We start from the raw sequence: 14366 nt of genomic DNA, 5'->3' as shown, positions 1-14366 counted from the left end.
TTTTTGATCAAATAAAAAGAGGAAACGTCTTATTAACTTACCAGTTTTGATAAAATCTCTTTGCGACCTCTATCGTTCCAGTACTACCGCCTCGATCTTCTACACCTTCCAGTAAGATAGCTAACACCATTGTTGGATCGTTTTGGTCATACGAAACGAATAAACCATTTTCTTTTCCTTTTTCTCCCTGCTGTAATTTGATTTCAGCTGTGCCTGTTTTACCAGCTATTTCTTTCCCTTCAACTTCTGCATTATTTGCAATTCCATCTGAAACAACCTTCCTGAGATTTTCTTTTAAAAGGTCAGATTGCTCTTTCGTTAGTAAGTTTTCCTTCCATACACCTTGTTCTTCATCCTGAAGCAAAACAGGCTTCATCATCGTTCCATCATTAATAATTCCACCATAAGCACTTGCTAAGTGTACGATGCTCATAAGTATTTCACCTTGACCAAACGCAGAGTCAGCAAGCTGTACATCACTTGAAATTGTTCCATCGTTAGAAATTTGAGATTGCTTTGTAGGGTACGTAAAAGGTACTTCTTCTCCAAACCCAAAGTTCTTCAAACCATCTATAAAAGTTTGAGCCCCCATATCTAAGCCAGTTCGAGCAAAATAGATATTATCCGAATATTTTAAAGCACTTTCTAGATCAACGGATGAATCAGTAGCATATACTCGGACAACTTTATAATTTCCAAAAGCCTCATCACTCCACTCTTTTCCATGAATCTCAAGAGCTTGATCAGGGTCTAATGTCCCTGCCATAAGTCCAACGGCTGCAGTAACTGCCTTCATCGTTGAGCCTGGAGAATAAGTGGTGCTAAACCTCGTTAGTAACGGATTATCTGGATTAGATTGAAGATTTTCATAATCACTTGAAGAAATACCTAAGACAAACTTATTAGGATCAAACGAAGGAGTACTAACGAGAGATAACGCTTCTCCTGTTTGCGGATGAATGGCAGCAGCTGTTCCTACTTCCCCCTTCATCTCTTCAAATAGTTTTTTTTGCATTTCTCCATCGAGGGTTAACGAAATATTTTCACCGTCCTGAGCTACTTTTTCAGCGACAGTAATTACTTCTTCAGACTCTTTTGTAATAAATATAACTTGGCCCTCTATTCCTCTTAGTTGTTCTTCGAAAAGCTGTTCGGCTCCACGAATTCCAATTAAGGATTGTGCCGTATACCCCTCACCCTGTAACTCTTCTAGCTTTTCGGCACTTATATTACCGATATACCCCGTCAAATGAGCAGCCGATTCTCCTAATGGATACTCTCTAGCCTCCACTCTTCTAAGGGAGCTTTCCCCAAGTAATTCAGTAATTTCTAACGCTAGTGATTCTTGTGACAGTGGGATTTTTCTGATCGGTACGAAATGATCTGGTTGAACCCAGCTTTGATTTAACTGTTCTTGTATAAAGGAAGGAGTTATTCCTAATAAAGAAGCTAGCTTATCAACATCTCCTTCATTAAAATCCTTTGGAACAACTCCAATTTCAAATGCCTCTCCATTAATAGCCAATGGCTGTTGGTTGCGGTCGTATATTTCGCCTCGTTTTGCTTCTGTACTTTTAATGCCGACCTTATCTCCCTTTTCTAAACCAGGTAGGATGAAGGAGGGTTGCCATTCAATATACCAGTTTTGTTGATCATTATCTTCTTCCTTTATTAATTGAACTTTTTCCTCATATTTTATTTCTCCAGCTAACGAATCCATTGCAATAGTCAATGAAAATTCAGCATTAGTTTCCTTTTCCCAATCTACTTCTTTTTCAGGTTTCTTAAAGGAAACATTTATATTTTTTATTTCTAAATCTTGATATATTTTCTTGTATCTTGTCGTAAATTCCTCTTCCTTAAATGTTGCTTTCGTCTCCGAGGACAAATACGATTTAAACATATCATCGAACTTTTCCTGATTCCAAAGTTCTACATATTCCTCCAGTCTTTCATCGGGCTTTGCTTCCTTTTGACATCCTGCTACTATGATACTAAGCGTAGCAAAAAGACAAACGAGCATTATTTTTTTAACCATCTTGACTGACACTCCCCTTTTCATTCTGTCCTTGTTTATTTTTTCAAAAACAAGGACATTTTACAATAGAAAATACTAATATTTTCTATATACAGCTACAATCCATCATATAGTAACATCTTTATGTAATAGGACTATCCTCCCTATTCTCCATTAACAGTAAGTTGTGATTTAACAATTGTTTTCTACCTAATCTTTTTGAACTCCCATTGACCAATTAGTAAATTCATAACGTGCTCAAACATTCCTTTTCTTGTAACTTTTTCGTTAGTGAAAAATCCAACTGCGCCTTCTTTTTTTCCCACATCACTCTTATGGCTATACTCATCCATCACCATTCCTAACTCCTCACCACTTCTAAGGCGAACAGCAATTTCCTCTGGCAATAAAAAGCGCGCACCGCCTGCAATAATAGGGGGCTGTCCTTCTAAAGAAAGTGCTCCCCAGTTGCAGAGCATTAACCCAAATGATGTTTCCGTCACGCCACCTTCAAGCCCAATTCCAATCATGGCCGCTTCCTTCACTCTGGCATTTTCAGCACGATTCATTGCGCCAATTAATGTTTCTTCATCGGTCATTGGCTGTTCTCGTACTCCAGAATTTGTGCTTGTTGCCAAAACGTTAAGAGTATATCCATTCTTAATAAAAGCCTCTTCTACAGCTAGAACTTTCGTCGGATTTGTTGAACCAATCGCTACTTTCAATTTCTCTTCTCCTTTTTTCTAAGGTATATAATAAGAGCCTAAGCAATAGCTTAGGCTTTTTATGTTTAACTATTTTGACGAATGCTTTTTATTGTAGCATGATCACACGATTTAACTAATTTTACTATTAATTCTTTTGCAGCTGCATAATCATCAACATGAATCATCGATGCATGTGTGTGAATATAACGTGAGCAAATGCCAATTACTGCACTCGGAACCCCTTCATTTGACATATGGACTCTTCCAGCATCTGTACCTCCTTGAGATACAAAGTATTGATATGGTATATCATGTGTTTCGGCTGTATCCAGGACAAATTCACGCATTCCTTTATGGGTCACCATTGAGCGGTCAAGGATTCGCAATAATGCCCCTTGTCCTAATTGGCCAAATTCATTTTTATCTCCAGACATATCATTTGCTGGGCTTGCATCTAAAGCAAAGAAAATATCAGGGTTAATCATTGAAGCAGCCGTTTGAGCCCCACGAAGACCAACCTCTTCTTGAACCGTTGCACCTGAATAAAGGGTATTAGGAAGCTTTTCACCCTCTAGCTCTTTCAATAGTTCAATCGCTAATCCACATCCATAACGATTGTCCCAAGCCTTAGCTAAAATTTTCTTGTCATTAGCCATCGGGGTAAATGGGCATATCGGAACAATTTGTTGACCTGGTTTTATCCCAATTTCCACAGCATTCTCTTTATTATCCGCTCCAATATCAATAAGCATATTTTTTATTTCCATTGGCTTACGTCTCTTTTCTTCAGATAATAAATGTGGTGGAATGGAGCCTATGACGCCAATAATAGGACCTTTATCTGTCAAAATTTGAACTCGCTGTGCTAATAACACTTGACTCCACCAGCCACCTAGTGTTTGAAAACGAAGCATTCCATTCTCTGTAATGGAAGTGACCATAAATCCTACTTCATCCATATGGCCTGCTACCATCACAGATGGTCCATCTGTCTCTCCTCTTTTAATTCCAAAAATACTACCTAATCCATCTTGAATAATTTCATCTGAATATTGGCTTAGTTGCTCTTTCATAAACTTACGAACCAAATGTTCATTACCTGGAGCGCCAGGTAATTCAGTTAATGTTTGAAATAATTGACGTGTTTCGTTATTCATCATCATGCTCCTTTTTTTATGTATACCTCTTATTGTACTGAAGAATTGGTTTTGTTACCACTTTTGAGGTGAAGACTAGAAAAAAGTCTTGTATACTTATTTTATTAGGCTAAATTGGAGGGAATGTGGATGAACTGGAAACCTTTTCTTATAGGAGCAGCAGTTGGGATAACGAGTGTTTATTTATTGAGAGAAAGTACGAAAACAAAAACGTATATTTCATCGGAAAAAGTCCTTCAAAAAGTAAAAGATACCTTTAAAGCCAAAGGGCCGATAAATGGTTCCTGGATTCATATGGAACCTGAAAATTATGAAATCACTCCGATGACATCAAAAATATACCGTGGAGGAATTTCAAGGCATCGAAATGGCAACAATGAGCATTATGAATTTATTGCCGATGCTCACACCGGAACGATAATGGATATCTCATTAATAAAAAATTAAAATGAAGAGAAATGGCCAATGTATTTCATCCCCTTGACCAAATAAATTCCATAACTTCAAAAAGAGTGAGTAGGTACATTCATAAGGCCAACTCACTCTTCTTAAGCTTATTTATTTTTTATCTTTTAACCCGCTGTAATTCGTCTACTACTGAGCCTTCTTGATTCCACTTTACCGCTCGGAATACTGCATCGTGATAGAATAAAAACCAATACTCATTTTCCATTGCCTCCGTGATCCACTTTTCTTTAGCGTATATGGATGTCATAGGATAATCATCATATGCAAGTACCCATAAAGGGTTTGTATGAGCATGCGTTGGCATAATATCAGCCATATGAAGCAATGTCTCATTACCGAGTTCAAACTTAATGATGGCATGACCTTCACTATGTCCCCCCGTATGAATCATTGTTAACCCTGGCAATATCTCTAGTTCTTGTTCAAATGTTTTGACTTGATGTGCTATTGAAACCCAATTATCTTTCCAATATGTATTTTTAGAACGAATATTTGGCTCACGCATTTCGTTCCATTCCATTTGAGTCGTATAGATTGTTGCGGAAGGAAATGCTGATTGCAATTCACCATTCACCCTTTTCGTCAATCCGCTTGCATGGTCAAAATGCATATGCGTCATAAGAATTATATCGATTTCCTCTGGCTTAACCCCTAATTCGGCCAGAGAGGTTTGTACTGCTGATTCTTCCAACACACCGTAATTCCGTTTTTGCTTATCATTTAATCGATTAATCCCAATACCTGATTCGATCATGATGTTTTTACCATAATACTGAAAAAAGATTGGATCAGTTCGAAGTTCAATTTGATTTTTTTCGTTGCAACGATATTTCTTTTCCCACAGTGGTTTAGGCACTACACCAAACATCGCACCACCGTCCATGTGAGTAACGCCCCCCCGTAACCAAGTAAACGTAACATCACCAATTGTTAATTGTTCCATATTAATCCCCCCTGTTCTTTCCCCATTGTAACATGTCTTTGTTTTTAAAAAGAATTGTTGTATGCACTTTAAATCAAGGTTTTGCAAGTTTATGGAGGAGTCGAGAATAAGGATAATAGAATATAGAAGCATGGGATGAAAGAATCATGGTCATTTTGACGACGTATTTGAAGAATTTTCCATCATTCAATAAAGATTGTTTGTGAAAATTAAAAAATGACCCGATAAGGGTCATTTTCTCATTCAGTCATACAGTTATCTCTTTCTCAAATAACGCACTTCACTCCGATAAATTCGTTGCCCTATGCTTGAGAATTTTTCTTCATACTCAGTCATGATGTTCCCTTCAAAGTCGCTTTTGTGTAAATCTAAGCTTACATAATTCAGTCGTAATCCATATGCAGAAAAACTTTGTAAGGAGTATTCGAATAATTTCTGATTGTCTGTTTTGAAGTGAATTTCCCCTTCATTCACAAGAATTTCCTCATAAATACGAAGAAACCCTTCATGTGTCAATCGCCTTTTCGCATGACGGGACTTAGGCCAAGGATCTGAGAAGTTTAAATACACTCGATCAATTTCACCTTCAGCAAAAAAATCACATAAATTTCGTGCATCAACACTTAACAATTTTAAATTTGGTAGTTCTGCTTCAATTAATCGATCTAATGCTGTAACAGCAACACTTTCGTACAACTCAATTCCAATATAATTGATGAATGGGTTAGCCTTCGCCATACCCGTTACAAATTTTCCTTTTCCTGTTCCAACTTCTATATGAATGGGATAATCATTTTGAAATAATTCTCTCCATTTTCCTTTATTATTTTCCGGTTCACTAATGAAATATTGAGGAAAAGAGTTTAATTTTTCCTTCGCCCAGGGTTTATGTCTTAATCGCATAAGGACTCACCTTTCTTTTGTTGTATCGTTCAAAACATACCATGACAGCCCTCTTCATGCAACCCTCTTTACGAGTTGTATAATCTAAAAAAGAATTCACACAATAAGAGTGAATTCCTTTTTAACTCCATCAAGAAAGGGTGGTACGACATGCCGTTAAATCAGCAAAATCAAATGGAATTACTTTCTGATATATTAAACAATCATCAGACAGATTGCTGTGGTTCTGTTGCAGAATGCGAACAAGTAGAACGTTTAGTCAAATCATTAATGGTTCACGGTAATGTAAACTCACAACTCCAATCAGCTTTAGAAGAAATTTACAAGTATAGTCAAGAAGGCATTCATACTCAACATTTAGAAGAACATATTCAGTCACACCAAGATAATTTAAAAAATTGGGTTGAAGATATGAATACTTATTTCTAAAGTATACGATGTAAATACTCGAGCCAATGATTCATTTCATGAAAACGTTTTTTCACTTTATGCCATTGAATGGAAAGCAATGTTTGAGATACAACATACCACTTCATTCGAAGTCGTAGCGAATCTGTTAAATTTAGACCATACTGATGCAGCCAATTCTCCCAATCCTTCTCATCAATATACCAATACAAAAGTGGGCCTAAATCAACAGCAGGATCAGCGATCATTGCTCCATCCCAATCTATCAAATACAACTGGTTGCGGTCAGAAAGCAACCAGTTGTTATGATTGACATCCCCATGACAAACAACAAACTCTTCATTATGAATATTATGAATATCCTTTTGTAGAAACTCGATTGCTCTTTGTACGGATGGAGTACTTACTAAATCCAAATCAAGAGAAGTTTCCACTTGAGTAAGCATCTGTTCAGGCCGAAATGGTTCAACCTGTAATCGTTGAAGCATGCCGAGAAGAGGCTTAGTGCTATGAATTTTATTCAGTAATTTTGCCACTCGATCTTGTTTCATTTCCTTTGCAGCTAACTCTCTTCCATTTAGCCATTGTTGAGCGGTAATCACATCTCCATTTTCAAGGCGTTTTGTCCAAATTAATTTCGGAACAATTCCTTCTGCAGAAAGCACCGCTAAGAAAGGCGAAGAATTTCTTTTTAAGAAAAGCTTCTGTTCTTCTCTCTGTGCGAAAAAAGCTTCCCCAGTCGCACCTCCTGCAGGTATTATTTCCCATTCGTGATCGAATAAATGTTCCAACATGCTTCACCCTTCAATTGTATCGCTGATACTAGCTGAAATTCTCTAAAAAACCTATAGAGGTATCCTGCTATTCATCCATTCCATTTTATATCTTTAAGTTTATTATTAATTAAAAGAAAAAAGACAGCTATTGAAGCATCAGGACAACAATAGCCATCTCTATAAATTCTATCGTTTTTCCCTATGGTTCGTCAAGGCTTCGTCAAAAACTGCTAATCTGTACAAAAAATATTAACACTTAACGCCTCTACTTCCACTTCATGTTCTAAATTCCTTTTAATCGGTGTTAAAGCCGCTTGATCTCTATTTACCAACACACCCCAATTCCCCTCAGGTAATTGAATATTTTGTGGCTCAGAATTTGCATGAAAGACAATAAATAAATCATTCCACTGCCCAAATTCACGGATATCTTTATAGTGTAAAGAAATAATCCCATTCGCTGCTTGAAAAACAAGTAAGTGTTTTGTTATCTGTTCCCTACTATCTAGTTGTAAAACCTTTTGTTGTTTTCTCAATGCAATAATGGTCTTTAAATATTCAATATTCTCATCGTTCTTCTCTCGAAGATTCCAGTCAAACCAATTAATAGCATCGGGTGAATTATAACTATTTTCAACACCCTGTTTTGTTCGAAAAAACTCTTGGCCTCCATGTAGAAAGGGTGTTCCATGACTGAGTAAAACCATGCAACTTGCCAGTCGATGGCGTTTTTCATTCAGCTCGGTTTCATTTGGATAGATGGCAGAAATTTTATCCCACAGAGTATAATTATCATGACATTCCACATAATTAATCGACTGTCTCGCAACAAGGTCCCCCTCTTTCACCCCATCAATTATTGAATGTCCAATAAAAAGCGACACAATCTCCTTTTCCATTCCTTTTTTGCCTAATGTAAAGCCTGTCTCCTTTAAATCAAATGTACTTCCTTTCAAACAATCACGAAATCGATCATGAAAAAAAGAAATGCCTGTCAATTGTCTAGAGTTACCATTTATTGCTTTCATCTTTTGCGGAAGTGTAGTCGGTAAATCCCATCCTTCTCCTAGTAATAGAGCACCAGGGTGAATTCTCTCCACGGTTTCCTTTACTTCTCTCATTGTTTTTAGGTCTAGATTGCCCATGAGATCAAAACGAAAACCATCTACTTTATACTCCTTTAACCAGTAGGCAACTGAATCTACAATAAATTTTCTTACCATCTTTCGTTCGGATGCAAGGTCATTGCCAACACCTGTACCATTTGATGGGAAACCACGTGAATCGTAACGAAAATAATACCCTGGAACAATTTTCTCAAAGCTAGATGTTTCTTGAATATATACATGATTATATACTACGTCTAAAATAACTCTTAAATCATGAAGGTGGAAATGATGGATTACTCGCTTTAATTCATTAATTCGAGCATAAGGGTCTGCAGGGGCTGAGGAATAGGAACCTTCGGGGGTGTTAAAAAACAACGGGTTATAGCCCCAATTGTAGCTCTTACTTGGCTGTAACTCATCAACACCTCCAAAGTCATTTACCGGTAATAATTCAACATGAGTAACACCTAACTCTTTTACATAAGAGAAGGCAGTAGAATAACCATTGACTGTTTTCGTGTTTGTTTCAATTAAGCCTAAGTATTTTCCTTTTTGCTTCACGCCACTTTTAGGGTGACTTGTAAGATCACGTACATGAACTTCATAAATAATGGCTTCTGTTGGGCTTGAAAAAGGAGGTGGGGGAGTATTTAACTGCAGAGTTTTTCTAAGATCTACAACAACTCCCCATTCGCTATTTACGGACAATGCTTTTGCATAAGGGTCAACAGCCTCATGCCAGCATAAATTAATGCATACTAAAAAGCTGTAATAATAGCCTTCTAAATTTTGAGTCAATTGCTGACTCCATATCCCATTTTCTCCGCGGATTAAAGGCTCCTCTTTAACTTTACCTGTTAGCGGTTGTTTGTATCGCACTTTTACGGCAGTAGCTGTAGGTGCCCATACTTTAAAAAGCGTTCCGTTAGCCATAATATTGGCACCTAAATCGTTACCTTCATAATAAAAGAGCTCATCAAAGTGGTCCGTTCGAATGACAGCACCTATTTGGAGATCGGTTGACATGCCTCTATCATCTATTACCTCGTAAGTTTGACCAAATTGGATGATTGCATTTGTTTCACAAATATATTTCATATGTTCCTCAAGACAGACCACTTCCTTAATGTGCACGTCCCACTTATGCTCTTGTAAACATAATGAAAAAGAGGAGCTTTTCCCATCAAAGTAGCTGTATGGCAATAATATAGTTAATTGAAACATGTCATCTAAATACGCATCAAACTTTCGGCTAATAGACAGCAACAATCTCACCTACTTTTAAAACTTTTTCCAACTTTTCTCTTTTACACTGACAAATAACCCTTGATTTTGGTTATTCCCTGTCAAATGCCCTACTGATTCACCATCTGCATGTACTAGTACATCATCTTCAGGCAGTATTTGAATTTCTTTTCCTTGCAAACTCTTTACTTCCCGCAGTCGTAAATGATCTCCTTTAAAAACAGTCATAAATAAAAATAATAGCTTAAGTTTAGATACATTATTAACAACCGTAACATCTAAAAGACCGTCTGTTGGTACTGCCTGTGGAGCAATTTTCATTCCCCCACCAATATAAGGTTGATTAGATATTGCGACTAGCCAAGTATTCTCAAAAACGTGCGTTTCTCCATCCACTTCAATTTGAATATTTTTTGGTTTAAAAGTAAACAATTCTTTCGCAATATAAAAAGCGTATATTAATTTACCAATAGAAAAACGGTTAAATAATTTTTTCATTATTGACGCGTTCACACGTTTGACAACATGTGCATCGAATCCTGCTCCCATATTATTCACAAAGAAGCCCTTCTGATACTCACCTAATTGATAAAAACCACTATCAAAACGTTGAGATGGCTCTCTGTTCTTTAGGCCTGACATAATTGATTTAAAAGATTCATGCATTGTCGATTTTTGACTGAACCCTCTCATAAAATCATTCCCAGATCCAGCAGGTATAAACTCTACTAATAAATGTTCCTTAGAAATAGCACCATTTATCACTTCATGGACGGTACCATCTCCTCCTACCGCCACGACTAATACTCTTTCTCCTTCAAATTGCTGCTTTATTTTCCCTACCAAATCTTTTGCGTGATTCGGATACTCTGTATAATAAATTTCAGCATCCTCTAAGGTGGCAGAAACTTCATTCTCAATCATTTTCCACTTTTTTAAAGAATACCCATTTTTCGCATTAGGATTAACAATAAATACTGTTCGCATTCTACTTCTTATTCTCCCTTGGGTAAATCCTTATGTTCGTCCCATTCTAGGCGTTTGAAGCTTGTTGTTTGGCAATAAGTTAAGATCGCTTGTGCTGCCCGTATTTGATTATTTTTTATTGGTGATCGAAATGATCTCATTTTCTCAAACCACTCATCATAATTTCGCTGATCAATACTCATGACATCTTGCGGTAAAGTAGGATAATCGATAAAACCATTCCGCGATAATATCAGTTTTTTTATGGGCAAATCAATTTTATGATGAGAAAAAATATTACTCACAATATTCTCCATTCGCTTCAAGGATATTATAGGATTTACAATCTTTTTTTCTTTATCTTTATATATTTCTGTCCAAAAGCGTTCTTTCCCTCCAATATAAGCTGTCCCATCAAAGCTTTCTAGAAAGGTTATACAAATCACTTCTTTAGGTGTCAATAGAAGAATCTCTAATTCAACAGGCGCATTCTTCAATTGAAGCACAGGATTATAAATTAATAAATAGTTATCAGGAAAACGTTGTAGAAAATAACGTAGATTTTGGTCTCGATTATAACTAGAATCAACAAAAGACTTCTCAATTAATGTAGAGCTAGCCCATTTAAGTTGAAAATGGAAAAGTTGATCCAGAAACTGTTTTTTCAACTCTACCTCTTTTTCAGGGAAAGTTTGAAAATTAGTAAAAAACAACATCGTATCATTATCTTCCTCACGACTTTGATCGAATAAAACTCTTTCCGTTTCCCTCTCTTTATTAAACAATAATTTCAGTTTCCTATGAAGAGGCTTTTCCAAAATATCGTTATGAGAATCATCTTCGTAATTACTATTTTCTGCTATTCCATCCTTTTTCCACATTCCATATACCTTTTCCCATTGTTGTTTTTTCAATCGAACAAACTGAGTAGGGTACCGAAATATATCTACTTCATATCGTGAAATATAATCTTGCAGTTTTATTAACTGAGCCATCTTTCTTTCCTTTCTTAATTACTTCATTAAAGGAAAATTTTGAATTACTTCATATTTTGGAAGTCTATCCATATGTGTTTGATAAAGAACAATATCCTTAACTATAAAAGAAGAGTTCAAATTATCAAGAGTATCTTTTTCCATTAATGGTAAATAGTTGCTTTCCCCTTTCCATTTTCTAGCGATTGTGACATGAGGAGAAAATGGGCGTTTCTCTAATTGAAAAGTCGCTTCTTGACAAACCTTATACACATACTCTCGCAATCGATAAAGCTCTTCGCTTTCTTTTATACCTGCCCAAAAAACACGAGGATTTTCTTGTTTTCCAAACGTACCAATACGATTAATGGTTATCATAAAAGGGGAAAATGGTAAAAGTTTCAGCTTTTCTTGTAATAACATTACTTGCTCACTTGTCACCTCTCCTAAAAAAACTAGGGTAAGATGATAATCTTCTTGGTGAACCCAACGCTGAAAAGGAAAGCGTTGTTCGACCGACTGTGTCCATTCATACAAAGATTTTTTTACAGATTTCATTAATGGTACAGCTAGAAAAAAATGCGCTTTCATAATAGAAACCCTTTCATAAACGGTGATAATCATATTTTAGCAAATTTCGGGTAAAGAAGTAGTAGTATTTAGATGTTTGATTACCGCTAGCGATATAGGTAAAATATAACTAACTAAATGAAGAAAGGACATTACACATGAAAGTAGTTCATAATATTGCTGACCTAATAGGGGATACCCCTTTAGTTAAATTAAATTCCTTAAGTCCTACCGACGGGGCTGATATCTACTTAAAATTAGAATTTTATAACCCAAGTAAAAGTGTTAAGGATCGAGCTGCCTTTCAAATGATTATAGAAGCAGAACAAGCTGGACTCCTCACACCAGGCTCCACGATTATAGAACCTACGAGTGGAAATACAGGAATTGGGCTAGCGATGAATGCCGCAGCAAGGGGATATAAAGCCATTTTAGTAATGCCCGATTCAAGTACACAAGAAAGAATCAATCTCTTGAAAGCATACGGAGCTCAAGTTGTCCTTACTCCTAGTGCTAATAAAATGCCCGGCGCAATTAAAAAAGCACAAGAACTTGTTAACAGTATCCCTAACAGTTTTATGCCAATGCAATTTGAAAATTCTGCTAATCCAAATGCTCATCGAAGGACAACCGCCAATGAAATCATTGACGCAATGAAGCAAATGGGAAAACCCCTTTCGGCTTTTGTTGCTACTGCTGGGACAGGTGGAACCATAACTGGGACTGGAGAGGTTTTACGAGAGCATTATTTAGATTTACAAATTCATGTTGTTGAACCTGCTGGCTCTCCTGTTTTATCAGGAGGAAAGCCAGGTAAACATAAACTTGTTGGAACAAGCCCTGGGTTTATTCCGCCAATATTAAACCAAAATATATATGATAAAATTCATCAAATTCAGGATGAAGACGCTTATACTATTACACGTAGACTAGCAAGTGAAGAAGGAATATTAGTTGGCCCCTCTTCTGGTGCGGCATGCTTTACCGCGGTTCAAGTGGCCAAAACGCTCTCACCAAATGATGTTGTTATTAGTATTGCTTGTGATACCGGCGAGCGTTATTTATCAAGCGACGTCTTTCGTTTTGAATAGAACACTTCATTCGTTCAACAAAAAAGAGCTACAATACTTCGTTATTTCTATTTTCGTTGTATTGTAGCTTCTTTTGTCTCTTATTTTTTTATCACAAAATAATTATAGCCGCTCAAATTGATGAACAACGAGTTCTTCATTAAGCAATGTTTTATTTCAGTACCCATATTAATGGAGAGCACCTAACTGATTAATTTGATCTTGAAATCGATTTTGCAATAGCACAGTGAGTTTACCAGGCTTACCACCACCCACTGGTTCATTATCAATGTTAATAATAGGCATAACTTCAGCAGTAGTACTAGTTATGAACACTTCATCTGCTGATTTTAGGTCCTCTACCGTAAATTGGCGTTCAATTAGGCTTACATTTTCCTCTCCACAAATTCTTTTAACAACCTTTCGTGTAATTCCCTCAAGGATAAGATTTGAGACAGGATGAGTGTATAGTTTCCCTTCTTTCACCATATATACATTAGACGATGATCCTTCTGTAACAATTTCGCCACGATGTAATATAGCTTCAAAGCAGTCTGCCTTTATCGCTTCCTCCTTTGCCAAAACGTTACCAAGCAAATTTAAACTTTTAATATCACACCGAAGCCAGCGAATGTCTTCAACTAGCTTTGCACTTACTCCATTTTGGATATTTGAAATTGGACGTTCTAGTGAGTTTGTATAAGCGATAATTGTCCCTTTAGCGGATGGCACAGGAAATTGGTGGTGCCTCTTTGCTACACCTCTAGTCCATTGTAGATAGACGGTTCCATTCACCACTCCATTAACGTCTACCAATTTTTTTAATAATGATAGTAAAGTTGTATAGTCCAACGAAGAGTCCATGCTTAATTTTTTTGCACTTAGGAATAACCGATCGAGATGTTCTTCTAAGGTAAAAAATTTCCCTTGATAAACTCGTATAACTTCATAAATTCCATCCCCAAATTGATATCCACGATCTTCCAATTGAACAGAGCAATCTGAACGATTCACAATTTCTCCATTATATAAAACCTTCTCCACTAGTCCCAA

The 14366-nt window shown here is 36.5% G+C and carries 14 protein-coding genes; 3 read left to right on the top strand and 11 right to left on the bottom strand.

What is annotated here, in order from left to right; genetic code table 11:
• Positions 1-37: 37 nt before the first annotated feature.
• The 3 genes from WAK64_RS17405 to WAK64_RS17395 all read right to left on the bottom strand — a co-directional run bounded on the left by WAK64_RS17405 (position 38) and on the right by WAK64_RS17395 (position 3881).
• Positions 38-2038, bottom strand: a complete 2001-nt coding sequence (locus WAK64_RS17405; protein WP_336588271.1) for a penicillin-binding transpeptidase domain-containing protein — start codon at positions 2036-2038, stop codon at positions 38-40.
• A gap of 185 nt (positions 2039-2223) precedes the next feature.
• Positions 2224-2742 carry a DUF84 family protein gene (locus tag WAK64_RS17400; protein ID WP_336588270.1) on the bottom strand — a complete coding sequence of 173 codons (519 nt, stop codon included), beginning with the start codon at positions 2740-2742 and terminating at the stop codon, positions 2224-2226.
• A 65-nt stretch (positions 2743-2807) separates the two neighbouring features.
• On the bottom strand, positions 2808-3881 hold the full coding sequence (locus WAK64_RS17395) for a M42 family metallopeptidase (RefSeq protein WP_336588269.1): 1074 nt from the start codon (positions 3879-3881) through the stop codon (positions 2808-2810).
• Positions 3882-4010: 129 nt separating this feature from the next.
• Here WAK64_RS17395 and WAK64_RS17390 point away from each other — a divergent pair, with 129 nt between their 5' ends.
• The gene (locus tag WAK64_RS17390; protein ID WP_336588268.1) at positions 4011-4328 is read left to right on the top strand and encodes a PepSY domain-containing protein; all 318 of its coding nucleotides are present in this window, start codon (positions 4011-4013) and stop codon (positions 4326-4328) included.
• Between the two features lie 118 nt (positions 4329-4446).
• On the opposite strand, the gene WAK64_RS17385 is transcribed toward WAK64_RS17390, so the two are convergent.
• Together WAK64_RS17385 and trmB are read right to left on the bottom strand one after the other, a co-directional pair.
• Positions 4447-5292 carry a YtnP family quorum-quenching lactonase gene (locus WAK64_RS17385; RefSeq protein WP_336588267.1) on the bottom strand — a complete coding sequence of 282 codons (846 nt, stop codon included), beginning with the start codon at positions 5290-5292 and terminating at the stop codon, positions 4447-4449.
• A gap of 255 nt (positions 5293-5547) precedes the next feature.
• The gene (trmB, locus tag WAK64_RS17380) at positions 5548-6195 is read right to left on the bottom strand and encodes a tRNA (guanosine(46)-N7)-methyltransferase TrmB (RefSeq protein ID WP_336588266.1); all 648 of its coding nucleotides are present in this window, start codon (positions 6193-6195) and stop codon (positions 5548-5550) included.
• Between the two features lie 150 nt (positions 6196-6345).
• Between trmB and WAK64_RS17375 the strand changes: the two genes are divergently transcribed.
• Positions 6346-6624 carry a YtzH-like family protein gene (locus tag WAK64_RS17375; RefSeq protein WP_336588265.1) on the top strand — a complete coding sequence of 93 codons (279 nt, stop codon included), beginning with the start codon at positions 6346-6348 and terminating at the stop codon, positions 6622-6624.
• Here the strand turns inward: WAK64_RS17375 and WAK64_RS17370 are convergent.
• The 5 genes from WAK64_RS17370 to thpR all read right to left on the bottom strand — a co-directional run bounded on the left by WAK64_RS17370 (position 6621) and on the right by thpR (position 12264).
• Positions 6621-7394, bottom strand: coding sequence for a phosphotransferase family protein (locus WAK64_RS17370; RefSeq protein WP_336588297.1), 774 nt, complete (start codon positions 7392-7394; stop codon positions 6621-6623). The two genes, WAK64_RS17375 and WAK64_RS17370, sit on opposite strands and share 4 nt — an antisense overlap.
• Before the next feature lie 215 nt (positions 7395-7609).
• Positions 7610-9754, bottom strand: coding sequence for a type I pullulanase (pulA, locus tag WAK64_RS17365; RefSeq protein ID WP_336588264.1), 2145 nt, complete (start codon positions 9752-9754; stop codon positions 7610-7612).
• Positions 9755-9769: 15 nt separating this feature from the next.
• Entirely contained in the window at positions 9770-10720 is a 951-nt protein-coding gene (locus WAK64_RS17360; RefSeq protein WP_336588263.1) for a diacylglycerol/lipid kinase family protein, read from the bottom strand.
• Positions 10721-10728: 8 nt separating this feature from the next.
• Complete coding sequence (locus tag WAK64_RS17355; protein WP_336588262.1) at positions 10729-11694, bottom strand: nuclease-related domain-containing protein; 966 nt, start codon at positions 11692-11694, stop codon at positions 10729-10731.
• A gap of 18 nt (positions 11695-11712) precedes the next feature.
• A complete protein-coding gene (gene thpR / locus WAK64_RS17350) occupies positions 11713-12264 on the bottom strand; it encodes an RNA 2',3'-cyclic phosphodiesterase (RefSeq protein WP_336588261.1) in 552 nt (183 codons plus the stop codon).
• A gap of 137 nt (positions 12265-12401) precedes the next feature.
• Here thpR and cysK point away from each other — a divergent pair, with 137 nt between their 5' ends.
• Positions 12402-13334 (top strand): cysteine synthase A, encoded by a 933-nt coding sequence (gene cysK, locus WAK64_RS17345; protein ID WP_336588260.1) that lies wholly within the window; start codon positions 12402-12404, stop codon positions 13332-13334.
• 168 nt (positions 13335-13502) lie between these two features.
• Here cysK and dat read toward each other — a convergent pair whose 3' ends face one another.
• On the bottom strand, positions 13503-14357 hold the full coding sequence (gene dat, locus WAK64_RS17340; RefSeq protein ID WP_336588259.1) for a D-amino-acid transaminase: 855 nt from the start codon (positions 14355-14357) through the stop codon (positions 13503-13505).
• Between the last annotated feature and the right edge of the window lie 9 nt (positions 14358-14366).

The sequence above is a fragment of the Bacillus spongiae genome (assembly GCF_037120725.1).
Taxonomy (GTDB): Bacteria; Bacillota; Bacilli; order Bacillales; family Bacillaceae_K; genus Bacillus_CI; species Bacillus_CI spongiae.
This window is presented reverse-complemented; position numbering and strand designations above follow the sequence as displayed.

Coding starts and splice junctions, on each gene's coding strand:
- WAK64_RS17405 (WP_336588271.1), bottom strand. CDS start 2,038: ATGGTTAAAAAAATAATGCTCGTTTGTCTTTTTGCTACGCTTAGTATC.
- WAK64_RS17395 (WP_336588269.1), bottom strand. CDS start 3,881: ATGAATAACGAAACACGTCAATTATTTCAAACATTAACTGAATTACCT.
- WAK64_RS17390 (WP_336588268.1), top strand. CDS start 4,011: ATGAACTGGAAACCTTTTCTTATAGGAGCAGCAGTTGGGATAACGAGT.
- WAK64_RS17385 (WP_336588267.1), bottom strand. CDS start 5,292: ATGGAACAATTAACAATTGGTGATGTTACGTTTACTTGGTTACGGGGG.
- trmB (WP_336588266.1), bottom strand. CDS start 6,195: ATGCGATTAAGACATAAACCCTGGGCGAAGGAAAAATTAAACTCTTTT.
- WAK64_RS17375 (WP_336588265.1), top strand. CDS start 6,346: ATGCCGTTAAATCAGCAAAATCAAATGGAATTACTTTCTGATATATTA.
- WAK64_RS17360 (WP_336588263.1), bottom strand. CDS start 10,720: ATGCGAACAGTATTTATTGTTAATCCTAATGCGAAAAATGGGTATTCT.
- WAK64_RS17355 (WP_336588262.1), bottom strand. CDS start 11,694: ATGGCTCAGTTAATAAAACTGCAAGATTATATTTCACGATATGAAGTA.
- thpR (WP_336588261.1), bottom strand. CDS start 12,264: ATGAAAGCGCATTTTTTTCTAGCTGTACCATTAATGAAATCTGTAAAA.
- cysK (WP_336588260.1), top strand. CDS start 12,402: ATGAAAGTAGTTCATAATATTGCTGACCTAATAGGGGATACCCCTTTA.